18 protein-coding genes and 1 pseudogene are annotated in these 23673 nt (G+C 72.0%); 9 read left to right on the plus strand and 10 right to left on the minus strand.

All coding sequences use genetic code 11. The annotated features are described in order from the left end of the window. Nucleotides 1-247: 247 nt before the first annotated feature. The 7 genes from CHF16_RS06465 to CHF16_RS06500 all read right to left on the minus strand — a co-directional run bounded on the left by CHF16_RS06465 (nucleotide 248) and on the right by CHF16_RS06500 (nucleotide 7855). Nucleotides 248-742, minus strand: coding sequence for a hypothetical protein (locus tag CHF16_RS06465; protein WP_089324987.1), 495 nt, complete (start codon nucleotides 740-742; stop codon nucleotides 248-250). After that, nucleotides 742-1188 carry a hypothetical protein gene (locus CHF16_RS06470; protein WP_089324988.1) on the minus strand — a complete coding sequence of 149 codons (447 nt, stop codon included), beginning with the start codon at nucleotides 1186-1188 and terminating at the stop codon, nucleotides 742-744. Before CHF16_RS06470 ends, CHF16_RS06465 begins: the two co-directional genes overlap by 1 nt. Beyond that, the gene (locus CHF16_RS39295; RefSeq protein ID WP_143227896.1) at nucleotides 1175-2971 is read right to left on the minus strand and encodes a hypothetical protein; all 1797 of its coding nucleotides are present in this window, start codon (nucleotides 2969-2971) and stop codon (nucleotides 1175-1177) included. Before CHF16_RS39295 ends, CHF16_RS06470 begins: the two co-directional genes overlap by 14 nt. A gap of 458 nt (nucleotides 2972-3429) precedes the next feature. After that, nucleotides 3430-4491: a zinc-binding dehydrogenase gene (locus CHF16_RS06485; protein ID WP_218826545.1), complete on the minus strand. Its 1062-nt coding sequence runs from the start codon at nucleotides 4489-4491 to the stop codon at nucleotides 3430-3432. Between the two features lie 134 nt (nucleotides 4492-4625). Then, on the minus strand, nucleotides 4626-5486 hold the full coding sequence (locus CHF16_RS06490) for a hypothetical protein (protein ID WP_218826546.1): 861 nt from the start codon (nucleotides 5484-5486) through the stop codon (nucleotides 4626-4628). A 535-nt stretch (nucleotides 5487-6021) separates the two neighbouring features. After that, a complete protein-coding gene (locus tag CHF16_RS06495; RefSeq protein ID WP_089324992.1) occupies nucleotides 6022-6585 on the minus strand; it encodes a snapalysin family zinc-dependent metalloprotease in 564 nt (187 codons plus the stop codon). A gap of 298 nt (nucleotides 6586-6883) precedes the next feature. Further along, nucleotides 6884-7855 (minus strand): NAD(P)-dependent alcohol dehydrogenase, encoded by a 972-nt coding sequence (locus CHF16_RS06500; protein WP_089324993.1) that lies wholly within the window; start codon nucleotides 7853-7855, stop codon nucleotides 6884-6886. A gap of 142 nt (nucleotides 7856-7997) precedes the next feature. Between CHF16_RS06500 and CHF16_RS06505 the strand changes: the two genes are divergently transcribed. Both CHF16_RS06505 and CHF16_RS06510 read left to right on the plus strand, forming a co-directional pair. Further along, nucleotides 7998-8846 carry a hypothetical protein gene (locus tag CHF16_RS06505; RefSeq protein WP_089324994.1) on the plus strand — a complete coding sequence of 283 codons (849 nt, stop codon included), beginning with the start codon at nucleotides 7998-8000 and terminating at the stop codon, nucleotides 8844-8846. Nucleotides 8847-8985: 139 nt separating this feature from the next. Then, a pseudogene (locus tag CHF16_RS06510) lies at nucleotides 8986-10422 on the plus strand (sigma-70 family RNA polymerase sigma factor); the annotation flags it as partial. Between the two features lie 101 nt (nucleotides 10423-10523). Here CHF16_RS06510 and CHF16_RS41255 read toward each other — a convergent pair. After that, on the minus strand, nucleotides 10524-11294 hold the full coding sequence (locus tag CHF16_RS41255) for a CAP domain-containing protein (RefSeq protein WP_245868261.1): 771 nt from the start codon (nucleotides 11292-11294) through the stop codon (nucleotides 10524-10526). Between the two features lie 337 nt (nucleotides 11295-11631). Between CHF16_RS41255 and CHF16_RS06520 the strand changes: the two genes are divergently transcribed. Next, the gene (locus CHF16_RS06520) at nucleotides 11632-12201 is read left to right on the plus strand and encodes an excalibur calcium-binding domain-containing protein (protein WP_089324996.1); all 570 of its coding nucleotides are present in this window, start codon (nucleotides 11632-11634) and stop codon (nucleotides 12199-12201) included. Between the two features lie 221 nt (nucleotides 12202-12422). Beyond that, the gene (locus CHF16_RS06525; RefSeq protein ID WP_218826548.1) at nucleotides 12423-12872 is read left to right on the plus strand and encodes a CBS domain-containing protein; all 450 of its coding nucleotides are present in this window, start codon (nucleotides 12423-12425) and stop codon (nucleotides 12870-12872) included. 35 nt (nucleotides 12873-12907) lie between these two features. Here CHF16_RS06525 and CHF16_RS06530 read toward each other — a convergent pair whose 3' ends face one another. Together CHF16_RS06530 and CHF16_RS06535 are read right to left on the minus strand one after the other, a co-directional pair. Next, the gene (locus CHF16_RS06530) at nucleotides 12908-13300 is read right to left on the minus strand and encodes a PPOX class F420-dependent oxidoreductase (protein ID WP_089324998.1); all 393 of its coding nucleotides are present in this window, start codon (nucleotides 13298-13300) and stop codon (nucleotides 12908-12910) included. Between the two features lie 18 nt (nucleotides 13301-13318). Beyond that, nucleotides 13319-13813, minus strand: coding sequence for an NUDIX domain-containing protein (locus CHF16_RS06535; RefSeq protein WP_089324999.1), 495 nt, complete (start codon nucleotides 13811-13813; stop codon nucleotides 13319-13321). A gap of 142 nt (nucleotides 13814-13955) precedes the next feature. Here CHF16_RS06535 and CHF16_RS06540 point away from each other — a divergent pair, with 142 nt between their 5' ends. The 5 genes from CHF16_RS06540 (at nucleotide 13956) to CHF16_RS06555 (ending at nucleotide 23603) form a co-directional block, all read left to right on the plus strand. Beyond that, the gene (locus tag CHF16_RS06540) at nucleotides 13956-14246 is read left to right on the plus strand and encodes a PGPGW domain-containing protein (RefSeq protein ID WP_179271421.1); all 291 of its coding nucleotides are present in this window, start codon (nucleotides 13956-13958) and stop codon (nucleotides 14244-14246) included. Nucleotides 14247-14442: 196 nt separating this feature from the next. Then, nucleotides 14443-14637: a hypothetical protein gene (locus CHF16_RS39300; protein WP_143227897.1), complete on the plus strand. Its 195-nt coding sequence runs from the start codon at nucleotides 14443-14445 to the stop codon at nucleotides 14635-14637. A gap of 52 nt (nucleotides 14638-14689) precedes the next feature. After that, nucleotides 14690-20605 carry a hypothetical protein gene (locus CHF16_RS06545; protein ID WP_089325001.1) on the plus strand — a complete coding sequence of 1972 codons (5916 nt, stop codon included), beginning with the start codon at nucleotides 14690-14692 and terminating at the stop codon, nucleotides 20603-20605. Next, entirely contained in the window at nucleotides 20602-22587 is a 1986-nt protein-coding gene (locus CHF16_RS06550) for an MBL fold metallo-hydrolase (protein WP_089325002.1), read from the plus strand. The genes CHF16_RS06545 and CHF16_RS06550 overlap by 4 nt, the downstream gene beginning before the upstream one ends. A gap of 200 nt (nucleotides 22588-22787) precedes the next feature. Then, the gene (locus CHF16_RS06555; RefSeq protein ID WP_089325094.1) at nucleotides 22788-23603 is read left to right on the plus strand and encodes an SGNH/GDSL hydrolase family protein; all 816 of its coding nucleotides are present in this window, start codon (nucleotides 22788-22790) and stop codon (nucleotides 23601-23603) included. Nucleotides 23604-23673 lie beyond the last annotated feature (70 nt).

Consider the following 23673-nt stretch of genomic DNA (forward strand, 5'->3'; position numbering starts at 1 on the left):
CAGACTGCTCAGTAGGCCCGGGGAGGCCGGGAATCCGCTCGTTCTGTCCGCCCACTGTGAATACGGTGGCGGAGACCCACACACTCTGGTTGCCGCTGTCGTCGTCGGTCTTGGCCCACCAGGTATTGGTGTTACCCCACTTGTCGGTGTGGCGCTTAAGCTCGCCAGCCAGTGTCCCGGGGGTTGCCAGTCGGGCTTCGAGCCGACTCGGCCAAGGCGACGAGTGTCGAAACCAGGTTAATGCCGGTTATTGCTGCTCGGCTGGCGCGTGCCGACGAGCGGCAAGCCATCGTTCGGTGTAGGCGGTCGCCTCTTCGATGAACTGCTCCAGCCCCGCCCGATCGAAGTCCGCTTCGCCGACGAGGTGCAGAAGGACGAAGACCTCGGCGTACAGGGCGGCCCGCACGTCCTCTGGCTCGCCGTTTTCCAGCGGCGGCGCACCGACGACGCGACGGATCATGTCTTCGGCCACGAGTGGGTTGATCAGCCTCGTGTCTTCGTGGGCCTTGATCCGCGCGTCCGCCACGAGCCTGACGATCTCGCCCACGGTGTACGTCGGTGAGAACCTGCGCCGCACCGCGACACAGAACGCCCCGTAGAGCAGCGCCATGTACCCGGCCGCCGTCTCGTCGTCCTTCTGAATGGCCTCTTGCAGAGGCACCCACGCCTCGGGGCCATTCGTGAGGAACAACCGCAGGGCGAGGATGTTCTCCTCTCTGAGATGGACAGCCGAGTGATCCATTACGTGAGCAACTCGTCGGCGAGTGAGCGAGCCTTCTCCAAGAACTCATCGAGTTCGACTGAGCTGTATCGCTCTTCGCCCACCAGGGCTGCGAGAAGCACGATCTGGTGGCCGAATCGCGTGTCCGGATCGGCATCGACCATGCTGCCTCTGCCGAGCAAGTCGAGTATCATGCTCTCGGCAATCCGTGGGTCTATCAGACGGGAAGATTCATCGTCTGTTTCGCGCACCTGGGCAACAAAGTCAATGACCTCAGAGTTCTCAGCGACCTTCCCATCGTTGATGAAGCGTCGCTCAGCTGCTTGAATGAAGGCTGCGGCGACCAATGCCGTGTAACTGACATTGGCCTCGTCTGGATCGAGTTGACCTATCAATCTAAGGTGCTCGTCGCGGTTGCCCGTCAACTGGGCGCGTAGCGCTGCAACGTGCTCGTCAGTTATCGGCATGCTCTCTCCTTCGTGTTTGTCGTGCAAGATTAATGATTGAGCGGACGACCTCGGTGACGACGATTGTCGCCCCCACTGCTCCGACCACGGCATCGCCGACCTTGACGCTCTGATCAGGTGGCCCTATGTGCTCCTTGTCGGCACGTGCACCACTTAGCTGACCCGTTGGTTGCACGCGCTCCAGGTTCTTCTGGGCTGTTTCGGAGTAGGTACTCGCCGCATCCTTTGCGTCGCTGGCAGTGTTCAGGAACCTGCGCAGGCTATCGCGACCAGGAGACGGGTTGTCGGGATCACTTTCCTGATAGTCGCGGGATGCGGGGTCGTCGTCGGGTTCGCGAAGTTCGCCGCGTCCGGTTTCACCGCCTTGTGCGCCCACGGGATCGAGGTCTTCGCGGGTCGGGAGTTCCACCGGGTCCGTCGTCTGGGTTTCGTTCCGAACCAGTTCGGCGCCCGGTCGGCCGCTCTGCTCTCGTCCATATCGAGGTTCGACCTGGACCTGGCCGCTGCTGTCGGTATAAACGTCAGAAAGTATGGGATTGGGATGGGCCTCCGGACTTGTCTCATTGACCTCGTTCGGGTTCTGCTGAGTGCCGTCGTCTTCGGCTTTCTTACCACGGCCGCCGGTGTCTTCGGTGTGAGGTTCCGGCGCCCCGTGATCCTCGGCGGTCTCTTCCGACGAGGATGATGTGCTGTCGGCGGTCTGCCGCTCGCCCGTCTCGCTGGCCGAGGGCTGGGACGGGGGCTGTTCGTTGCCCTCCTCCGCCTCAGGCGGAGACATCTGGTCCTCGGCTTCTCCGTCCTCCGCCGAGGGTTGCGCCTCGGTGTCTCCTGCCTGCGCGCCGGTGCCGTCGGCGGGCGCCTCGGTGCCTTGAGAGGACTGCTCTGCCTCTGATGGCGCCCGGCTCTCGGTGGATGCGACCGGCTCCTGCCGGGGGAGTGGCGGGTGCTCTTGGTCTTGCGGACGCGGAGTCTCGGGTGCCTGGCTCCGGGCCTGCTCGGGTGCGGGCCGATCCTGATCGCGAGGAGAGTCCTTGCCGGGCGTCGTGGTGTTGAGGGGCCCCGTTTCCTGCTCGCGTTCGTCATCTCGCCTGCCCTCGCCGTTCGCGGGCGCGTGCTCGTCCTTCCGCGCCTCGCTCGTGTCCCGGCCTGCGGTGGCGGCATCCGCCTTCTGGCTGTCGGCTTCGCTCTGCGGCGGGCTGGGCCGGTCCTCGCGGTCACCGGGCTCCGAGCCGGCGGTGCCGGCGTCCTGAGCTCTGTACTGCTCTTGGTCCTGCCGGGTGCGGGCGCGGCTCTCCAGACGGGACTGCTGGCCGGATTGCCCGGGGCGGTCGGCGGGCAAGGTGTACGCCTGCGTCGAGGGTGCAGGCTTGTCTGCGGGCTCGGTGCGGGTGTCGGTCTCATCTTCGGCTTGCGGACCGTCTCGCCTACCGAGAGAAGAACCGCCGGTCCGGGCACCGGGGTCACGCGAGCGGGGTTGGTCGGTACGCGGGCTGCCCTGCCCGGAGTCTGAGGTGTTCTGGGATCCCGTGCTCTCGGCCGCGCCACCGGTCTGCGATAAGCCTTGCTTGCCTTCGCGGGGTTCGGCAATGCTCTGGGCACCACCGGTGTCCTGGGGCGCATTCTGCTGCTGGTCCTGCTGGGTACGGGCGCGGCTTTCCAGACGGGACTGCTGGCCGGGTGATCCCGGATTGTCCGGCGGTGACGTGTAGTGCCGCTCTCCGGACGTGGGCCTGTCGGCGGTCTCGGTGCGGGTGCCGGTCCCGCCGTTGTCCTCCACGCCCACGCTGGCTGGCCCTTTCCACGAGAGGGCGCGAACCGGCGCGTCATGACGGCTCGCGGGTCGTGTCCCATGACGCGCGGGGCCGACGTCCAGGGCGCAACCGGACCCTATGTAACCGTGCGCGTGCGGACTTTGCACGTGCGGAAATCGGACGTGCACGTGCCGCACCTGCGTTTCGTTTTCAAAGCGGACGGCTGAACCTGCGGATCGTCCACGGGGGACGCCACATTCGAGAGAGGCGCGGAATCGGAGGAGAGTAATCAAACAATGCGTCACTCCGCCCGGTGCTAGTGATCAGGTAGGCCGGACCATTCCTGCCATATTGGATGAAGTGGGGCCCTCATGAGGTGATTGAGGGGACGAGCCGTGCCGAGCTGAGATGACGCGGCAACGGAGAGGACGTACGGGCGCCGCCGTCTTGCGGGGAGTGGGCCGCGTGACCGAGCCCGCGCTCGAACGCTCTAGGGAACGACCACGATCTTGCCGACACCTGAGCCGTGACGGAATTCCTCTTGGGCCGCATGGATGTCGCTCAGCCGGTATGTGGCGGCGATGCGCGGTCGAAGGGTGCCCGTTCGGGCCAGTTCCGCCAGTTCTGCGAAGTGTGCGCGGGTGTGCATCGAGGAGCCGATGAGGCTGAGGTTGTGCAGGTAGAGGCGCCGCAGGTCGAACGAGACAACGGGACCGGCGACGGCGCCGGCGATGACCCATCGGGCACCGTCGTGCAGTTCCGGAAGCACCCGCTCGAGCCAGGGGCCACCCGCCACGTCGGCGACGGCGTCCAGCCCGGCGGGCGCCGCCGCACGGAGCTCGGCCTGCAGTCGGGCCGGATCCACGTCGCGGGACACGGTGACCTCCGCGCCCGCGGCGCGCACCGCTTCGGCCTTGGCGCCGCTGGTCATGGCGAGGACCCGCGCGCCACGCGCGGCGGCGAGTTGGACGAGGGCGAATCCCACGCCACCGGAGGCGCCGGTGACGAACACCGTCTCGCCCTTGGTGAGGCGGGCGCGCTCCAGCATGCCCATGGCCGTGCCGTACGCCACGGGCAGTGCGGCCAGTTCCTCATCGGACAACGGTGAGTCGCTCATGTCGTGGAGCCGGACGGCGTCGACCGCCACATAATCGGCGAAGCCTCCGTTCGCTTCGCTGCCGAGCAGCCCTACCGGTACGGCGTCCTGGCCCTCATCGGCGTAGAACGCGGGATCGACCAGCACTCGACGCCCTATCCAGGTGGCGGAGACGTCGTCGGCGACCTCGGTGACCGTGCCCGCCATGTCCCCGCCCTGCACAAGAGGGAAGTCCAGCGGACCACGCCATCCGGCCTTCGCGTCCGGACGACCGGGGAGCCCGTACGCGCCCTCTCTGGTCCAGATGTCGGTGTTGTTCAGCGCTGCGGCAGCCACATGAACGAGCACCTGGCCCGGGCCGACCTGCGGGACGGGCCAGTCCTCCCGCACCTCCAGTGCGTCCGGCCCGCCGTGCCGACGCAGAACAGCGGCGGTCATCAATGCATCGTTGCCCATACGTCCATCCTGGTTCACCACCACTTCGGGACGGACTTCCCCGAGCGAACTTGCGTAATCCCACGTCAGGCTCGATAGGTCAGAGGCCAGGGCGGCCGTCGTTCGGTTCTGAGGCATGACTTGACCGGTGGCCTCTACGGGACCAACCGGACCTCGTGTTCGTAGCCGGGGTCGATGACGACTTCTCCCTCCGCCAGCACCTGACCGCCGTGCACTGGCCGCCATGCCGCGGTGATGCCCCTGGAGGCTTCCAGTGCCAGGAGCGAGGTGAAGACCGCACGTTCCCCTTCTGGCTGGTAGGCCAACGAACCGGCGAACTCTTCTCGCAATTGTGCGTTTGGGCAGCCGTCCCGCACCATGCGGAACAGTGAGATGTTGAAACTGTGGAGTGCGCGGACGGGGAGCAGCGGACCTCGCTTGTCGACGTACAACAGCACGTCTCCCGGAATGTCGGCGGCAAGTTTCTCAAGGGAGTTGCTCCGCCAGCCGCGAGAATCATCAGACTCGATGGAGTCCAGGCGGAACGAACCTGTCGTGCTCACTGCGAGCATTCGGTAGTCATCGAAGATCCAGATCACCGGTGTGCCGTCATTTCTCACCGGAATGGTGAGGTGGCCCGCGTCCAGGAGAGTCCGAGCGAGCTCGAGCCGACGGGCTCTCAGCGTGCCCATCTTGCGCATCCAGGCCTGGGCGCTCGTTGTGACGTCCCTGGTGCGGACGTCAACGGTGTTGTCCCGTTCGAATCCGGCGAGAACATCCGCCTTGCCTGGTGCTAGTTCATGCCGCACGCCACCGTCAGTGGGATATGGGTGGCGGTGGTCGAAGCCGGAATACCTGATATCGTCGGGGATCTCATCGGGAAATGCTTCGCAGAAGTAGGTCGCCCCATCATCGGTCGAGTCTCTCGGGTCGTCCTGCTTCCAGTCCGGATCCGGCAGCCACCTCAAGCGGGCACAGGAGTCGCATATGCTCCATGGTGGTATGGCTATATACACCGTTTCTCCTTGTAGTATTCGGCCGTGGATTGCCTGAGCGTGGCGTATTCGCCCATTTTTTAGTAGTGCTACTGTTCGGGGGGTGGGCATCTCTCGGCAAGGAGTTGATGTGAGGCCGCCGGTCTGTTGGATCTGCGGGGAGTCCCCTCGGGACGATTCGTGCTCGTCGTTCACGGCCGTCCGGTTCGGGAGCGAGGCGGAGGAAGAGGTTCGGCGCGAACCGGAACGGGCAGGCTGGGTCGGTCATCCACCGGAAGTTGAGTGGTTCTGCGCCGAGCACGCCCCGCTGGCCGAAGAGCATGCGCACCTTCATTGGCGCACGGCCTTGACGCGCTTGCAGGAGCACCAGAAGTAGGCATCCATGGTCGGTGTGACTGTCGGTCCGCCCTGAGGAACATCCTGTCACGCGCTCGGCGGGGCCGCTGCCCCGGTGCGTCCGGCGGGCATGGTGTTCCGGGCAGGTGACGAGACATGGGGCGGCACCGTCACCGGGGTTGCTGGTGACGGTGCCGCGTTGGTTGGTCGTGGACGGGGGTCAGAAGATGAAGCAGTCCGCGTACTCGGCCTGCCGGGCGGAGGTGGTGGTCGCGGCGAGGACGCGGGCGCCCGCGTTGCGCGTGACCTGTGCAGCCTCGGTCGAGTGCGGGGTGGTGCTCGTGCAGGAGACCGGTGAGCTGTGGCCCGACATCAGGTAGTCGCAGCGTCCGTTGCGGTTGTCGGGGAGGCTGAGGGCGTGCCCCAGTTCGTGGGCGGCGATCCTGGGCGGGTAGAAGCCGTCGTTGACCGCTTCACGTCCCATGTAGATGACGGCCCGGCCGAAGCCGTACATGTAGGTGCGCGGCCAGCCGTTGTCGGCGTACACCTTGACGGTGGCCTGCGACCCGGTCGCGGGGACGAGCCGGATCGCGGGCACTGCCGCGTTCCATGCGGCGGCGCCCTGGTCGACGGCCGCACGGAACTCCTGGGCGCCGCTGGCGTCGTAGTAGATCGTCCGGACGGCGAGCGGGGCCGCGGCGGACGCGGGAGCGGCGGAGAGTGCGGGCACCAGGAAGGCGAGCCCCAGGGTGACGGCCAGCGCCGCCATGAACTTTCGGAACATGCGGGAACTCCTGCGGGGTGTGGGCGGGGTCAGCCGCCGATGTGCTGGTTGATCCAGGACAGCCGACGGCCGCCGGTCCGCCGGAGTCGCCGTGGCGGGCGGAGTGGGCTTCGCGGGTGGCGCAGGAAATACAGAACCGCATACCCTGGTGCGGGCGGCGGTCGCTGCTGTCACATCTCCCGGAGGGTAGTTGAGTAAACCTACTCGCTCCAGCGGATGAACGGCTTCAGAAATTCAATGTTGATTTCGAGGAGCCTAGAATCCGGCGGACTTCCTCCGGGAGCGGGAGTTCGGCCGGTCAGGGAATCGGGGCGACGTCGATGACGACGTTGCCGATCTTCTTGCCCGTTTCGACGTACCGGTAGGCCTCGACGATCTGGTCCAGCGGGTACCGCCGGTCGATGACCGGCCTGAACTGTCCCGACTCCATCAGGCCCCGCAGATGCTCCACCATTTCCTTGTTCTGCGTGGGCGGGCCGAACTTCACTCTCTTCCCGCGGAACAGCGGTGTGACGAGTGCCAGGGGGATGTTCTGCCAGCCCGGCCCCAGGTCGGACGACATGTAGTATCCGCCGGGTTTCAGCAGCCGTCGGCAGCGGCCGAACGTGCTCTTGCCGACCGCGTCGAAGACCAGGTCGTACCGCTGTTCGTCCGCGGTGAAGTCCTGGGCCGTGTAGTCGATGACCCGATCGGGCCCGAGATCGCGCACCAGTCGCAGGTTCGCCGTGTCGCAGACCGCGGTCACCGTGACGTTCATGCTTTTCAGCAGTTGCACCGCGGCAGAGCCGATGGCGCCGGTCGCACCGTGGACGAGGACGTCCTGCCCGGCCGTGACCCGCGCCGTGCGGAGGGCGGAGAGCGCATAATGCGCCCCCTCGGTGCCGGCGGCGGCCTCCCGGAACTCCACGCCGGACGGCATTGTCGTGATCATGCCGTCCGCCGGGACGGACACGTACTCGGCGTGCGTCCCGAACGCGCCCTCGTTGTATCCGAAGACCCTGTCGCCGACGGCGAAGGACGTGACACCGCCGCCGACGGCCTCGACCACTCCGGCGAACTCGGTCCCCCAGATCTTCCGGCGCGGACGGGTGAGGCCGGTGAGCAACCGCATGAAGAAGGGGTATGCGGTCCGGTAGGCGCAGTCGGTCCGGTTCACCGTCGTCGCGCGCACCTTGACGAGGACATCGCCGTCTCCGACCTGAGGTTCGTCCACCTCGGCGATTTGGACGACTTCGGGCGGGCCGTACCTGGCATGAACCGCTGCCTTCACAAATGCACTCTAATCCAGCGGGCCACAATCTGTGAGCGGTATACGAGTTCAGGATGCCCGCGGTTTTCGCAGTGGTGGTTCGGCTCGCGCGGCCCCCTCGGGCGTCCTTGCGTCTCGTGGCCGGAGCATCGATCCTGGGGGCGTGGTGTTCGACCCCCTCACCTCGAATCCCGGGCTTTGGGCGACATTCCTGCAGGCCCTTCGGGATGCGGCCGGTGCCGCAAAGGCTGCGGAGACCACCGAGGCCGATGCGCCCGGCCACCATGTCTCGGACGCCTGCGGGGAAATGCGGACGCTGGTGCACCTGGCGGAGTCGCTCCCGGACGCCGACCCGAATCTCTTCCATCAGAGCGCGCTGGGGATAGGCGGGCACTACTGTTCTCTAGGGCATGGCGTCTGGTCGAGGGTCTTCCAAGGCTGCATGCTCTACGCCGACGTGGTCGGGGGCCGCCGGCCCTACTGGGAGTACGGGGTCGGTCAATGGCTCGGCCTTCAAGCGCCACGGGGCCCATGGGATCCAGGCCCACAGCCGCCCCCTCCGGTGCTCGAACCCGGTCCCCCTCAGGGGTACCCCCAACCTGGAGGCTGGGTCGGGAGTACCCCCGAAATACTGGATCACGCGCTGCACATCGGCACGTACGTCGGTGCGGCGGCCGCGGGCGGTGTGATCGGCAACCGGGTGGACGCCGGTGTGGTCGCCGCCGTGAAACGCGCCTTCCGCGCGATGCGCAGGCGGCTTCCCGGAGGGCGGCGTGCCGGGCCGTCCATGAGCCGGGACGAGGCCATCGAGTCCGCGAGCTCCGCGGTCTACGGCCACGGCTATCTCGGCGGCACGTGCGTCCCCGTGCGCGCCGATCGGGAAGCCGATTGCTGGATCGTCCACTGCCGCGCCGTGCGTCCGGGAACGGGGGAGGACCTCATACGGGTCCGGGTACCGTTCGCCGGCAGCGCGTCCCCCAGCATCCTGCTCGTGAACCGCGGGCCCGCGTAGCCGCCGGACCGGGCGACCTGCGGCCCGCATACGTGGTGCGCCGTGTGCGGAGACGGGGGAGAATTGGCGGGTTTCCTGTTATCTCTGGTGGTTTCGGAGGTCTCCAGAGGGACCGGCGGAGACTCTCTGGAGGACGAAGATGCGTACGGGCGCGGATGTGGACGTGCTGGTCCGGGCGGCGCAGGACGGGGACCCCGGCGCCCGCGAGCGGCTGGTCGCCGACCATCTGCCGCTGCTCTACAACGTGGTCGGCTGGGCGCTCGGCGGCCACGCCGACGTCGACGACGTCGTCCAGGAGTCGGTGCTGCGCGCCCTGGGCGGGCTGGGCGCGCTGCGGGAGCCGGAGCGCTTCCGGTCGTGGCTGGTCTCCATCGCCATGAACCAGGTGCGCCGCCGCTGGTCGGCGCAGCGCGCCGGGACGCCGATGGATCCGCTGGCCCTGGCACAGGTGGCGGGGGCCGAGGAGGACTTCGCCGGGCTGGCCGTCCTGCGGCTGGAGCTGTCGGAGCAGCGCCGCGAGATCGCCGAGGCGACCCGGTGGCTGGACGCGGGGGAGCGCGAGCTGCTCGGATTGTGGTGGCTGGAGGCGTCCGGGCACCTGACGCGGCGGGAACTGGCCGAGGGGCTCGGGCTGCCGGCGGCTCACGCGGCCGTGCGGGTGCAGCGGATGAAGAAGCAGCTCGCGACGTGCCGCGCCGTGGTGCGGGTGGTGAGCGGCCGGCGGTGCGGCGGGCTCGAACCCGTCCTCGCCGAGTGGGACGGGCGGCCGTCCCCGCTGTGGCGCAAGCGGATCGCCAAGCACATCCGCGGGTGCCGCGCCTGCTCCGCCCGCCAGCGGGACCTCGCCCCGCCCGAGGCGCTGCTGGCGGGCCTGGTCATGGTGCCGATGCCCGCCGACTCCCCGCTGCACGCGGCGTTGACCGGAGCGCAGTCCCTGCTGGACGCGGGCAACGCCGCCGCAGGCGTGGGCAACGCCGCCTCCGGCGCGGGCACGACCGCGTCCGGCGCGGGCCACGCTTCGGCGGGTGCGGGCGGCGCCTCGTCCGGAGCGGGCGCTTCCTCGGCGGGTGCGGCGAAGGCGTCCGCCGGTGCCGCGCGCTGGGCGGCGGGGGCGGCGGCCGCCGGTGTCGCCGCCGCGGTCGTCTACTGGTCGCTGCCGGGGCCGGACGAGCCCGCGCGTCCCGCGCCCGACGCCGCGGTCCCGGCGCCCGTCCAGCGGACGCCCACGCGCACCCCGCCGCCCACGCCCGAGGCGGCGCCGGACAAGGCCCGGGTCACGCCGCCGCGCACCGCCACGACCGTCGAGCAGCAGGTCGTGGCGCTCGTGAACGCCAGGCGGGCGGCCGCCGGCTGCCGGCCGCTGCGCGTCTCGCCGGCGCTGCACGGGGCGGCGCAGCGGCATTCGCAGGACATGGCGTCCCGCCGCGTGCTCGACCACCGCGGCTCCGGCGGCGACGGGCCGGGGGAGCGGATCACCGCCGCCGGATTCCGGTGGAGCACGTGGGCGGAGAACATCGCCCGGGGCCAGTCGGGGCCGCCCGCCGTCGTGGACGGCTGGATGGGCAGCCCCGGCCATCGGGCCAACATCCTCAACTGCGGGCTCACGATGGTCGGGGTCGGCGTCGTGCGGGGCTCCGGGGCCCCTGGTGGACGCAGGTGTTCGCGACGCCCCGATGATCAGCGGGCGGCGCCGAACACCTGCGTCCAGTACGGCCCGCCCGACTTCACCACGCCCACGCCGATCTCGCGGAAGCTGCAGTTCAGGATGTTCGCGCGGTGCCCGGAGCTGTTCATCCAGGCCTGCATGACGCTCGCCGCGGTCGGCTGCCCCTTGGCGATGTTCTCGCCGTAGGTGGACCAGCGGTACCCGGCGGCCGTGATCCGGTCGCCGGGGCTCTTGCCGTCGGGGTTGGTGTGGTCGAAGAAGCCGCGCCGGGCCATGTCGGCGGAGTGGCCCTGCGCCGCCGCGGTCAGCTTGCTGTTGGACGTCAGCGCCCGGCACCCGTTCTTGGCGCGCTCCTTGTTCACCAGCGAGATGACCTGCGCCGCGACGCCTCCGGCCGCCGGCGCGGACGGGGCCTTCGACCGGGCGGGCGAGGAACCGGCCGGACGCGACCGCGTCGCGCGCGGGGTCGGCGTGCGCGGCTTGACGGTCTTCTTCGGCTTCTGGGTGGACCGCTTGGGGCTGGGCGTCTCGCTCGGTGACGGCTCCGCGGTGTCGAGCGGGGCGATCGGGGAGGACGAGGGGGACACCGTGGTGTCGCTCGCGGCGGGCGAGGTGCCGGAGCCGCCGTCGAACGCGCCGCTCGCCACGCCGGCGATCCCGCCGATCACCAGCACTCCCGCCGCGCCCGCGGCCGTCCACGCCGCGGCGCGCCCGGACACCGTCCGCTGCTGCCGCCGCCTCGGGCCCGGCCCGCCGGGCCTGGGGGGAAGGGGGTTGCTCATGGCGTTGCCACGTCCTCTCTCGTCGGATGTCCGTAGATACGGTGCAGACCCCCGACAGGATGGGCGATAACAGAAAAATCGAAGACGATCGTGAAATGTAGCGGCTCGCCCCAAGATCATGTGCGCCAGCCCCGGAGCCGGGCGCGCCAGGACGGCGGAGCGAGCGCGGTCCGCGCCCCGCCCGCGAGGCTCCGCCCGCGAGGCTCAGCCGGCGAGGCCCGGTCGGCGAGAATTGGACGAGTCTTGCCCTCGCGCTGCGCTGCGCTGATGTGGATACCGCCCCAAATCGGGTGAACTGAAGTGCGATGCGGCGGACTTCGCAGACGAAGGCCATGCCATGACTGCCGAATCCAGCCGACCCGTGAAGCGGTACTTCCTCGCGGCCCTCGCCGCGCTGGCCATGGTGCTGCTTCTCGGCGGCCTCGCCTCCTGCGGCGGCGAGGCGCACCAGAAGGCGTCGCGACGCAGCGGGGCGCCCTCGCCACCCCAGTCGTCGTCTCCGGCGGAGCCACCGGACGAGGGAGAGTCGCCGTCCTCCGAGTCCCGGTCAAGCGGCCTGGATCCGCGCTTCCGCACGTGCGCGCAGGCGAACGCCGCCGGGTACGGCCCGTACGTCAAGGGCGCCGACCCCGAATACGACTGGTATCAGGACCGCGACCAGGACGGGATCGACTGCGAGTTCCCCGGCGGCGGCCCGTCGGGCCCGTCGCCCGCCTCGCCGCCGACCGAGGAGCCCTCCCTCTCGGAGGAGCCGTCCGCGCCGAGCGAGACTCCGTCGGACTCAGGGCCGAGTCCGGAGCCCCCGCCGAGTGAGGAGCCGTCCGAGCCGGCCTCGCCCGGCGATACGCCATCGACGCCGGAGTCGAGCGAGGAGTCCTCGGGCCCATCCAGCGGGGAGCCCTCATAGGCGAGTCGGCCTGCCACCTGCCCCGGGGGCGGGGATCAATCGCGTGATATCGGGAAGACTGATACCGACCTGGCGACGAGCGGCCCGCTTCCGGCCCGGTGCGGATCGGAACAACCGCGACATCTAAGGTCATATAGGAGGACGACGGACGGGGCTTCTTCCACCGGCGGTGGGGGAGCCCGCTTGATTCTGGGGCGGCAGCAGTGAAGGTCAAAGAGATCATGACGAGCCCGGTGATCACTGTGGAGCGGGATGCGGCCGTGCCCGACGTCGCGGCCCTGCTGCGCGCCCGCCGGATCAGCGCCGTGCCCGTCGTCGACGGGCACGGCGCCGTGGTCGGCCTGGTCAGCGAGTACGACCTGCTGGCCCGCGAGGGGCGGACCGCCGCCGACGTGATGACCACCGGCGTCATCAGCGTCACCGAGGACACCGACGTCGAGGAGGCCCGCCACCTGCTCCTCGAGCGGCGCATCCGCCGCGTCCCGGTGCTGTCGGGCCGCGAGCTCGTCGGCATCGTCGCCCGCTCGGACGTCATGGCGCTGCTGACCACCGAATGGGCGTGCGAGGTCTGCGGCGAGGTCGTCCGCGGCGAGTACGCGCCGCCCCGCTGCCCGAAGTGCCACGCCACCGCCGACCGGTTCGAGCTCCAGGAGCCGCTCCCGGGGGCCTGAGCGTCCGCCGCCGGCATGGGCGGAGCCGGGCGGTCCTAGGAGATGGTCCGCTTGGTCATGCCCTCGGTGTCCGGGTCGAGCCCCCAGGAGAAGACGACGCCCGGATAGATGCGGATGACGTCGTCGCCGCCCTGCGGTCCTTCGGTGACCGCGGGCTCGGCGCGTCCCCGGATCTCCACCCCGCGCACCTTCCAGGGCTGGACGGACGCCAGGTCGTCCACGACGAAGGCCACCTGGTCGTTGTCGCGCAGGTTCCGGTACTTGCGGCTCTTGGCGAGGTGCCAGCCGCGGATGTCGATGGTGCCGGTCTCGGCGTTGTAGGAGAACCCGACCGGGTTGTTCTGCGGGTCGCCCTTGGGGCCGACGGTGGCGAGGCGGCCGAGGCGCTGCGTCGACAGGTATTCGCGTTCGATGTCGGTGAGGCTCATGCCGTCCAGCCTGTGACCTCAAGCAGGCTTGAGGTCAAGCGACGCGATGACGTCGCGGAGCCGGGGCGACATCAGCTCCGGCAGCTCGTCCAGGGGGAACCAGCGCGCTTCGAGGATCTCCGCGGTGTCCAGCGCGAGCAGCCCGCCGACGACCCGCGCCTCGTAGTACGCCTCGACCCGGTGCCGGAAGCCGCTCGCCAGCCGCAGCGGAGGGCCGGCGACCTCCACCTCCAGCGCGGTCTCCTCCCGCACCTCGCGGACGACCCCGTCCTCCAGCCGCTCACCGGCGTTAACGTATCCGCCGGGCAGGCCCCACGCGCGGTAGGGGGGCCACAGCCGGTGCCGCAGCAGCAGGATCCTGCCCCGCTCGTCCCGGACGATCCCGCCCGCGTACACCAGGAACGTGTGGTGGCGGAACCGCGCGACGCGCCACTGCGCGCGGCCGCTGAGCCTCCGCCAGAGCGGTGCGGCCAGCGTTCCGAAACGCGCGCGCACACCGGACGGGATCTTCATTCCCGAGATGCTAGCCGCCGCCGAGATGCGGCACCGAGCGTCGTGTGGGCCTCGTCACATGGCGCCCGAGCGGGATCCCTCGCGCGCCCGCCGTTCGTCGGACATCACAAGGACGCGCCACGGGGAGGACGCAGTGACGACCATGATGGAACGCCCGGCTTCGCGGCAGGAGCAGGCCGACGGCACGCCCGCCCGCCGCGCGCCCGTCCGCCTGCTGCGCAAGATCGCGGTCGCCGCCGCCGGGACCGCCCTGATCGTCGCGGGCGTCGTCATGCTCGTCCTGCCGGGCCCGGGCGTGGTCGCCATCCTCGCCGGCCTCGGCCTGCTCGGCACCGAGTTCCCGACCGCCCGCCGCGTCAGCACCCGCCTGAACGGCTACGCGAAGACCGCCTGGCACAAGATCCGCGCGGCGGCGGGCCGCCCCAAGGCCTGACCGCCGCCCCGCCCGGCCCGCCCCGCCCTGCTCAAGGACGGCCCGGCGTCACGGCCGGTATCCGGCGCAGGTCGTGCGGTGAGCGGGCCGGGGGTGCGTGGGGGAGGCGCGCCCCTTCCGGTGTGCGCGGCGGCGGAGGCGCCGGAGAGCCCGAGCGGTGCATGCGTGAACTCGATCAACGCGCAGATTGCCGCCGATGGCGGGGATGGTGGGTGCGGTCGGGGGTTGCGGATGGGACAAAGTGGGATTTCTCGGCATGTGGCCGTTACTGGCCGTGGCGGGGCTGGCAACGGCTTCCCTGCTGGTCGGCGGGACGATGGCGGCAGCCGCGCGCCTCACATACCGTGAACCCAATCAACCTGATATTTGCGTTTTGATGATGCGTGGCTGAATTTCGCGTTACTTTGTCGCCCGGTGGCAGCACTCGGTGAGGGGCGGGCGACATGGGGCATGGATCTCGGTGCGAAGGGTGCCATGAGGGGGCCGCGCCCTTCGGGGCTCTGGGCGGACCGGCCGGCGACCTGGCCGCGCTCGAGGACGCGGCGCTGGCGGCGGTGTCGGCCGAGGATGTGCGGGAGGTCCTGCGGCTCGCGCCGCCCGAGCTGCAGCGGGCCGTCCTCGACGTCGTCCGCCTCGGCGGACGGAAGAAGATGCCCGCCGGGGCGCCCGAGCAGGTGCTCCGCACGATGCGCCACGGCGACCGGAGCCGCAGTGGCCGGCTGCGGGCCTACCTCGCCGGAGTCTTCACCCACGGCTTCGGCAACGCCGAAGAGCTCGGCCCGGACGACTGCGTCGAGCTGCTCGATGCGGACACGGCGGGGGCCGTCCTCGCCCGGGCTCCGAGGCTGCGGGCACTGCTGGCCTGGGACGCCCCGCTCCCGTTCGTGCGCTGGGCGCTGGTGCGCGTCGTCGCGGAGGACCGCCCGCTCGCGGTGGTGGCGCTCGGCCTCCTCGCGGCGGAACCGGCGGAGCGGATGCCCGGAGTGCGGGAGATGTGGGACGCGCTCCGGGAGAAGCATCCCGCACTGCCCGGACGGCCCGCCGACGTGGCGGCGCTGCGGGCGGTCGCGGCGGGCGAACTGGAGGCGGTGCCCGAGCCGGAGCGGCTCGCCGTGGAGCTGGACGAGCTGCGCGGGCGGTTCGCGAGCGCGGCCGGCGCGGCGGAGCGCATCGCGGAGCGGCTGCGGGAGGGGCGGCGGCCGGAGGACGGCGACGTGGCCGGAGTCCAGCTCGCCGCCGCCGGTTTCGACGGGCTCGCCGCGCGGATCCTCCCGGGGGAGCGGCCGGCCGGGATCGACGAGCTCGCGAGCGCGCTCCAGGCCGCGCTTGACGCGGGACGCGGGGACGACCGGGTGAGCGCCCTGCGGCGTATCGAGGGGCCCGACGCCGTGGCCGGACTGCTGGCGGAGATCCGGGAGGCGGCGGCCGGCGGCGACGACGGCGACGGGCTCGCGGTCTTCGCCGAGCTCCTCGAAGCCCGCACGGTCGACCAGTCCCGCGCCCCGGAGCTGGCGCAGCGGGCGCGGGCGGCGCTGCCAGACCGCTGGGTGGGGCTCGTCGACCACGCACTGATGGGGCAGCTCTCGATCGCACCCGCCGAGCCCGCCGCCCCGGCGCAGCCGCCCGCGCAGGCCGAGCCGCCCGCCGCAGAGCCGGCTTCGGCCGACCTGCCCGGCGAGCCCGAGGAGCCGAAGCCGCCGAGTGTCCCCGCGAACGTGCCAGCCCCCAGGCGAGCACCCGAGACCGTCCGGGCGGACGAGTCCGAGCTCGCGGGCCTCGACGCGTACCTGCAAGCGGTCGACCCGCCGCCGCAACCGTCCGGCACCCAGCCGCAACAGTCCGGCACGCGGGCCAGGCGTCGTCGCGAGCAGGTCGTGCCGCCGCCCGCCGAGCCGCAGGCACCGGCGCCGCCGGAGCCGGGGCTCGCCGAAGGTCTGGCCGAGGCGGAGGCCGCCGCGCTGCGCGACCGGCGGTTCGGGCTGGCGGCGTGGCTGCGGCGGGCGGCGGGGCGTCCGGACGCCGAGGTGAACGCGCGCCGGTGCGCGGCGCTCGCTCCGGAGATGGGGGTGTTCGCGGGGCCGCTGTCGGCGGAGTTCGCGGACGCGGCCCGGGTGCTGGACGCCAAGGCGCTGGCCGATGACCCGGCCGGGGCGGTGCTGGCGTGGGCGGCCTCGATCCGGGCGGGCCTGGTGTATCCGGAGGCGGCGCGGCTGGCGGAGTCGCTGAACGTCGTGGTGTCGGGGCAGGCGGTCCTGCGGGAGTGCGGTGAGGCGTTCGCGCAGGCGGCGCGGGCCGGGGTGTACCTGAGCCCTGGGATGGACGGCTGGATCCGCGGTGCCGCGAGGCTCGCGCAGGCGCGCGAGGACGCGGCAGCGGAGGCCGCGCGGCTGCTGGACGAGGCGCCGCGCCGCACCATCAAGCTGGCCCGTGCGACCGAGGTGTGGAAGGCGCTGCTGCTGGCGGACGGGGAGATCCGGCGACTGCTGCGGCTCGCGGCCGAGGACGACGCGGCGCGGGCGGACGAGGTGGCGGCCGAGGTGGTCCGGCTGCGCGGCGGCGCCGCGATCGAGCGCCTCATCGAGGACACCGACCGGCGCGTCAACGCCCCGAAGAAGGGCAAGCCGATCATCGCGGGGGCGCGGCGGAAGCTGCACGAGCGGATCGACGACGCGATCGGCGCCGCCGGTCGGTGGGCGGCGGCGGTCAAGGAGCACGAGGACGCCGCGTCCGGCGACCGCGACTGGCGGGCGGGCCCGCTGCGGCAGCTCCGCGACGCCGTGAGGGGGCGGCGCGAGGAGGCCGGCGCCGCGCTCGGCGCGCTGGCGGCCGGCGCGGGCGCGGAGGCCGCGGACGCCGCCCGCCACCTGCTCGACGGCGCGTTCGCCCTGCTGGACGGAGAACGGCAGCCCGAGTCCGAGCCGCCGGCCGCGCACGTCCTCAACCGGGACCTGCTGCCGGCCGCCGGCCTCGCCCTGGACCCGCGCACCCTGGAGCCCGTGGGCGAAATCGCCCTGGCCGACCTCGTCTCCGTCGCGCACGCCGGCCCGCCCGACTGGACGGAGGTGTTCCAGGCGCGGGCCGAGCGGCTCGACCACGCGGGCACCGAGACGGTCGTGTCCGTCCTGGAGTCGATCGACGCGCACGCTGCCGCGCCGCTCCGGGCCCGGCGGGACGAGCTGGTCCGCGAGGCCCGCGCGGCCCGTGACGAGCGTGTCGAGGGGCTGCGTGACCTGGTCGCGGTGTCCCGGCGGGACGGGCTGTTGAGCGAGGGGCAAGAGCGCGAGGCCGAGGAGGCGCTGCGGCTCCTCGGCGCATCCGGCCGCAACGACTTCGACCGGATCGGCCGTGAGCTGGACGAACTGCGCGCCCGGCTGGAGCGCTGGTGCGAGGCGAGCGTCCGAGCCGCGCGCGGCTTGCTCGCCGAGGCGCGGGAGAACGGCGACCTGCGCCCGGCGGACGTCCAGCGCATCGAAGGCCACATCGACGCCCGCGACCTGACGACCGCCCGCGAGTTCATCGCGCAGCTCAAGGCCGGCAAGCAGCTCCCCGAAACGGCGGACAACCCCGACTTCGGGCGCTTCTACCCCGCGTTCCCGGACGTGTTCCACCGGCACTCCCAGCAGACCGGGAAACGCGCCCGCAAGCAGGAGACCAGCGGATACATCGAGGAGTTGAAGGACGCGCTGATCGCCGGCCGCGAGGTCAACGAGCCGGAGCTGCGCGACCTGCTCGACGGCGCGAGCCTGGACATCCCGAAGTTGCGTGAGGCGTCCCGCCGGGTCGCGGGCGAGGGCCTGCGCAAGTGGATGAACCTGCGCGAGGGCCGCAGCAAGACGGCGGGGAACCTGCGGTCGCTGATCGACGCGATCTTGAAGATGGTCGGGCTGGAGGGGACGCAGGAGGAGTCCCGCCAGGGCCCGGACCGGATGTGGATCGTGCTGGACGGCGTCCGGCACGTGGGGTCGGTCGGCGGGGCGCTGCTGCCGGCGTTCGGGTCGCAGAAGAGCCCGTCGGGCGGGCGGCTGCGGCTGCTGCTGCACTGGGGGCGTCCCGCCCCGCAGCAGCTGATCGATCTGCTGAACGGGCAACCCGAGGGCGAGACGGTGCTGGTGCTGTACTTCGGCGTGCTGTCGGCCGACGACCGCGCGCAGCTCGGGCAGGCGGCCCGCAAGCGGCCCGCGCCGGTCGCCGGGGTGCTGGACGACGCCGCAATCGGGTATCTGGCGTGCCGGCCGCAGGACTGGTCGGTCGCGGTCGCGCTGATGGCGCCGTTCACCGCCACCGACCCCTACGCGCCGATCGGCGGCGTCCCGGAGGAGATGTTCTACGGCCGGTCGCAGCAGTTGCGGCAGGTGACCGACCGGCGCGGTCCCTCGTTCGTGTTCGGCGGGCGGCAGCTCGGCAAGTCGGCGCTGCTGCGCAAGGCCGAGCGCGACCTGGCCTCCGACCCGAACCGGACGGTGATCTTCGAGACGATCCAGACGGTCGGGAAGGTCCGCTCGATCTCGCTGTGGCCGATCCTGGGCGACAAGCTCGCCAAGGCCGGCGTGGTGCGGTCCGGGCTGACCGGCCGCGACCAGGTGATCGACGCGGTCCGCGGCTGGGCGGACGCCGACCGCAACCGGCAGCTGCTCATCCTGCTGGACGAGGCCGACGCCTTCCTCAACCGGGACGCCGAGCGGGGCCGCTTCGAGGACGTCACCGCGCTGCGCGCCCTGATGGAGGACACCGGCCGCCGCGTCAAGGTGGTGTGGGCGGGCCTGCACCAGACCGCGCGGTTCCACGGCCTGCCCAACCAGCCGCTCGCGCAGCTCGGCGAGCCGATCGCGATCGGCCCGCTGGACCCCCAGGACGCCTTCGACCTGCTGGTGCGTCCGCTGGCCACGCTCGGGTTCACCTTCCCCGAGACGCTCGCCGCGCGGATGATCGCCGAGGCCAACAACGCCCCGGCGCTGGTCCAGCTGTTCGCCGGCAAGCTCCTGGCCCTGCTGCGGGAGACCCCGCGGCAGTTGCCGTACACGATCACCGCCGAGGACGTGGCCGAGGTGTGGCGCGACCAGAACCTGGTCGAGGGGTTCCGGCAGCGGTTCGACTACACCCTCACCCTCGACAAGCGCTACAAGGTCATCGCCTACACCGTGGCGCTGCACGCCTTGGCCGGCGGCGCGGAGGAGGCCCTCACCGTCCGGGAACTGCGGGAGGAGTGCACCTACTGGTGGGAGCGCGGGTTCGGCGAGTGCAGCGGCGACGACTTCCGCAGCCTGCTCGCCGAGTGCGTCAACCTCGGCGTCCTGGGCGTGGACGAGGGCCGGTACCGGCTGCGCACCCCGCACGTGCTGCGGCTGCTCGGCGGCGTCCGCGAGATCGAGGGCGTGCTGGAGGGCGCTGCCGACTTCGACGGCCCGGACGAGTTCGACGCCCACTCCTACCGCATGCCCCACCTGGACGGCCCCGACCGCGCGCCGCTGAGCATCGGGCAGATCACCGGGCTGCTGCGCCCCGGGCGGCTCGTCCACGTGGTGGCCGGGTCGGCGGCGCTGCACGCCGAGCGGGTCACGGCGTCGCTGCTGGCGATGCCGTCCGACCGGCCCGACCTGGAGATCCGCGTCGTCCGGCCGGGCGAGGGCACCTTCGACAGCGCGGTGCTGCGCGCCCGCCGCCACCCCGGCCACGACGTCATCGTGGTCGACCTGCACGCGTCGCGCGACGGCGAGCAGTTCGAGCGGCGGTTCGCCGAAGCGCGGCACGCCGTCGCCGACCCCGCCGGCGAGGGGACCCTGTCGGTCGTGCTCGTCGCCGGCCCCGCCGCCGCCCCCGGCTGGCTGCGCTGCGCGGCCGACGACGACGTCGAACTGGTCCCGCTGCGCCGCTTCGACCCGCCCGCGATCCGGCAGTGGATGCTGGAGGACTCCCTCGGCTTCCCCGACGACGCCGGACAGCGCGAACTCCTTCGCCGCACCGGCGGCTGGCCCACACTCGTCGGCCGCGTCGTCACCGCCCTCGCCGGACGCGACCCCGACCAGGCACTCGACAACGTACTGCGGCAGGTCCGCGCCAAACCCGCCGCGTTCCTCGACGACACCGGCGTGCGCGCCGACCCCTGCCTGGCCGCCGCATGGCGCGTCCTGGTCGACGAAGACGACCGCGGATCCGCCGCCGACCTCACCACCCTCCTCACCCTCTACGGCGAGGAAGGCACCCTCGAACTCACCCCCGCCGCCCTCCACGAACACGGCTACACCGCGACCGCCGACCTGGTCGAGGCCCTGCGCGTGCTCGGCGCACTGGAACCGGTGGACGACGGCCTGGCCTGCGAACCCGTCCTCACCGACGCGACGAGGCGGGCGACGGCCGGATGACCGTGACCGATCCCGCCATCACCGACGACGCGCTCGAGACGGTGCTGCGCGCGGTGGCGCGGGCGGTGCTGGAGCGGCCGTCCGCCGCCCGGCTCCCGTCCGACCCCGCCGTGCTGGTGCGCGAGCGCACGCCGCTGCTACTGGAGGCGATCGAGCGGTTCCCCGCGCTGCGCCCCAGGGCCGCCGAGCACCTGGACGGCGCCGGAGACGAGGCGCGCGCGCTGGCCGCCGTCCTGCTGCATCCCGAGGACGGCGTCGTGCGTGCCGGGCTGGGCTGGATCAGGCGCCGCGACCGGGCCGCCGAGCGCGCGGCCCGGGACGCCGAGCGCGCCGCCCGCCGCGCCGACCGGCTCCGCGACCGCATCAAGACCGTCCAGGGCCGGCTGGAGTATGCGCGCCGCGACCTGGGCGAGGCGTCCGACCGGCTCGCGGACACCCGGGAGGCGCTGACCGAGCAGGCGGACCGGGCGGAGACCCTGGCCAGGGGCCTCGCGACCGAGCGGCACCGCTGGAGCGACCCGCGCGCCCTCGCCGCCGCCCTCCTCGCCGCCCTCGAACGACCCGCGGCCGAGGACGGCGGCACGGCGCCGGCGGAGCTCCTCGGGCACCTGCGCGAGCTGGTCGACCCGGCGCCGCCGCGGGTCGCCGTCACCGCGGAGCTCGGCCTGCGGGTCGTGCCGCTCGGCGGTGACGACCACATCGGCGGGTCCTGCCTGCTCGTCGAGGCGGGCGGGACGCGGATCCTCGTCGACGCCGGCCTGCGGCCCGGCGACCGCGCCGGACCGCCGCGCGACATCGGCCGCGCGCTCGACGGGCCGCTGGACGCGGTCATCGTCACGCACGCGCACAACGACCACTGCGGCTACGTCCCCGCCCTGGTCGCACGCCGCCCGGGGCTGCGGGTGCTGGCGACGCCGGAGACCGCGGCGCTGATGCCGGTGATGTGGGCCGACACCGCCAAGGTGCTCGCGGCGCATGAGCGCGGCCGGGCCCGGTGGGGCGGCGGCGGGGAGGTCCTGTACGGGCCGCCGGAGGTCGAGGCCGCGTCCCGGCGCCGCGAGGAGCTGCCGTTCGGGGTGCCGCGCCGGATCGGCGCGCTGACCGCCGAGCTGTTCCCGGCCGGACACATCCTGGGCGCGGCCGGCGTCGTGGTGCGCGCCGGGGACCGCCGCGTCGCCGTCACGGGCGACATCTCGGGCTTCCGGCAGGAGACGGTCGGCGGCTACGCCGTCCCCGAGTCCGCCCGGTCCGCCGACCTGCTCGTGCTGGAGTCGACGTGCTGCGCCGACGACCACGACGACCGGGACATGCGGGTGGACGAGCTGGTCCGCGCGGTCGCCGAGGTCCACGCGGGCGGCGGCCGGGTGCTGATCCCCGCGTTCGCGCTCGGCCGCGCCCAGGAGGTCGCGCTGATCCTGCGGCGGCACCTGCCGGAGGTGCCGGTGCGCGTGGACGGCATGGCCGCCGACCTGGCCGCCGTGTTCGAGTCCCTGGACCCGGCGCTGCGGGTGTTCGGGGGCGCCGCCGCGGTCGCGGACCGGCCCGCCGAACTGGAGACCTTCCGGACCGGGGCCGTCATCTCCACCTCGGGCATGCTGACCGGCGGGCCCGCCGTCCAGTGGGCGAGCCGGATCCTCCCGGAACCGGGCAGCGCCCTGTTCATCTCCGGCTACCAGGACGAGGAGTCGCCCGGCCGGGCGCTGCTGGACCTCGCGGAGAAGGGCGGCGTCTTCGCGCTGCCCGGCCGCGGCCGCGAGATCACCGTTCCGGTACGCGCCCGCGTCGGCGTGATCCGCCTTTCCGCGCACGCCGACCGCCGCGGCCTGCTCGCGGTCTCCGACGAGGTCGGGGCGCGGGAGGTCATGCTCGTCCACGGCGTTCCGGGACGGCAGCGCTCGTTCGCCGAAACCCTCCGCGTCCACGGCGGGCGCCCCGTCGCGACCGGCCCCTGGGAACCGGGCGGCGGGGCCGGGCGGAAGTGATTCCTGTGATCTCTGGGGCGGTCGGGATTCCCCGCGGAATTGTTGTCACCTGATGGGCCGCACCTCGTGAGAATTCCGGATGAATCGGGATTGCAATGGCGAATTCTGACAAACGATGTTGATCAGCCTTAGGGCTTGGCGGAATGGCGGCGCGGGTATAAGCCGAGCGGAATAATTCGATACGACGCTCCGGAGTGCAGATGCGTCTGACCCGCCCCTGTCTGGCCGCTCTCGGTGCGGTGACCCTCGCCGCCACATCACTGCTGTGGTCCGGTCCCGCCGCGGCGGCCGGGACCAACTACGTCGCGCTCGGGGACTCCTACTCGTCCGGCACGGGGGCCGGAAACTACGATCCGGCGAGCGGATCGTGCAACCGCAGCGCCAACGCCTACCCGAACCTGTGGGCGGCGGCGCACTCGACCAGCTCCTACAAGTTCGTGGCCTGCTCGGGGGCCACCACCGCGACCGTGGCGAGCGGGCAGCTCGGCGCGCTCAGCTCGTCGACGACGCTCATCAGCCTCACCGCCGGCGGCAACGACGCCGGGTTCGCCGACGTCATGCAGACCTGCGTCCTGCAGTCGACCACGACGTGCCAGAACCGGGTGGCGCAGGCCGAGACCTACATGCGCGGCACGCTGCCCGGCCGGCTCGACTCGCTGTACTCCCAGATCCGCGCCAAGTCGCCGTCCGCGCGGGTGGTCGTGCTCGGCTACCCGCGCCTCTACAAGATCGTCAGCGTGTGCGTGGGGCTGAGCAACGCCAAGCGCACCGCGCTCAACCAGGCCGCCGACACCCTCGACGGCGTCATCGCCCAGGCGGCGGGGCGCGCGGGGTTCACCTGGTCGGACGTCCGGGACGAGTTCTCCGGCCACGAGCTGTGCTCGGGCGACGACTGGCTCAACGCCGTGACGATCCCGCTGGAGTCGTCGTACCACCCGACCGCGCGCGGCCACCGGCTCGGCTACCTGCCCGCGCTGACCGGCTCCGCGAGCCTGGCCCTGCGGCGGCAGGGCTGACCCGCCTCCGCCTCCGCCTTCGCCTTCGCCTTCGCCTCCGGCCCCGGCCGCCCGCCCACCCCGGCGGCCG

The organism is Actinomadura meyerae (assembly GCF_900188445.1).
GTDB lineage: Bacteria > Actinomycetota > Actinomycetes > Streptosporangiales > Streptosporangiaceae > Spirillospora > Spirillospora meyerae.

What these genes read in the sequence shown, in the direction of transcription:
- CHF16_RS06465 (WP_089324987.1), bottom strand. Translation starts at nt 742, where the DNA reads ATGGATCACTCGGCTGTCCATCTCAGAGAGGAGAACATCCTCGCCCTG.
- CHF16_RS06470 (WP_089324988.1), bottom strand. Translation starts at nt 1,188, where the DNA reads ATGCCGATAACTGACGAGCACGTTGCAGCGCTACGCGCCCAGTTGACG.
- CHF16_RS06485 (WP_218826545.1), bottom strand. Translation starts at nt 4,491, where the DNA reads ATGGGCAACGATGCATTGATGACCGCCGCTGTTCTGCGTCGGCACGGC.
- CHF16_RS06495 (WP_089324992.1), bottom strand. Translation starts at nt 6,585, where the DNA reads ATGTTCCGAAAGTTCATGGCGGCGCTGGCCGTCACCCTGGGGCTCGCC.
- CHF16_RS41255 (WP_245868261.1), bottom strand. Translation starts at nt 11,294, where the DNA reads ATGAGCAACCCCCTTCCCCCCAGGCCCGGCGGGCCGGGCCCGAGGCGG.
- CHF16_RS06520 (WP_089324996.1), top strand. Translation starts at nt 11,632, where the DNA reads ATGACTGCCGAATCCAGCCGACCCGTGAAGCGGTACTTCCTCGCGGCC.
- CHF16_RS06525 (WP_218826548.1), top strand. Translation starts at nt 12,423, where the DNA reads ATGACGAGCCCGGTGATCACTGTGGAGCGGGATGCGGCCGTGCCCGAC.
- CHF16_RS06530 (WP_089324998.1), bottom strand. Translation starts at nt 13,300, where the DNA reads ATGAGCCTCACCGACATCGAACGCGAATACCTGTCGACGCAGCGCCTC.
- CHF16_RS06535 (WP_089324999.1), bottom strand. Translation starts at nt 13,813, where the DNA reads ATGAAGATCCCGTCCGGTGTGCGCGCGCGTTTCGGAACGCTGGCCGCA.
- CHF16_RS06540 (WP_179271421.1), top strand. Translation starts at nt 13,956, where the DNA reads ATGATGGAACGCCCGGCTTCGCGGCAGGAGCAGGCCGACGGCACGCCC.
- CHF16_RS39300 (WP_143227897.1), top strand. Translation starts at nt 14,443, where the DNA reads ATGGCGGGGATGGTGGGTGCGGTCGGGGGTTGCGGATGGGACAAAGTG.
- CHF16_RS06545 (WP_089325001.1), top strand. Translation starts at nt 14,690, where the DNA reads ATGGGGCATGGATCTCGGTGCGAAGGGTGCCATGAGGGGGCCGCGCCC.
- CHF16_RS06550 (WP_089325002.1), top strand. Translation starts at nt 20,602, where the DNA reads ATGACCGTGACCGATCCCGCCATCACCGACGACGCGCTCGAGACGGTG.
- CHF16_RS06555 (WP_089325094.1), top strand. Translation starts at nt 22,788, where the DNA reads ATGCGTCTGACCCGCCCCTGTCTGGCCGCTCTCGGTGCGGTGACCCTC.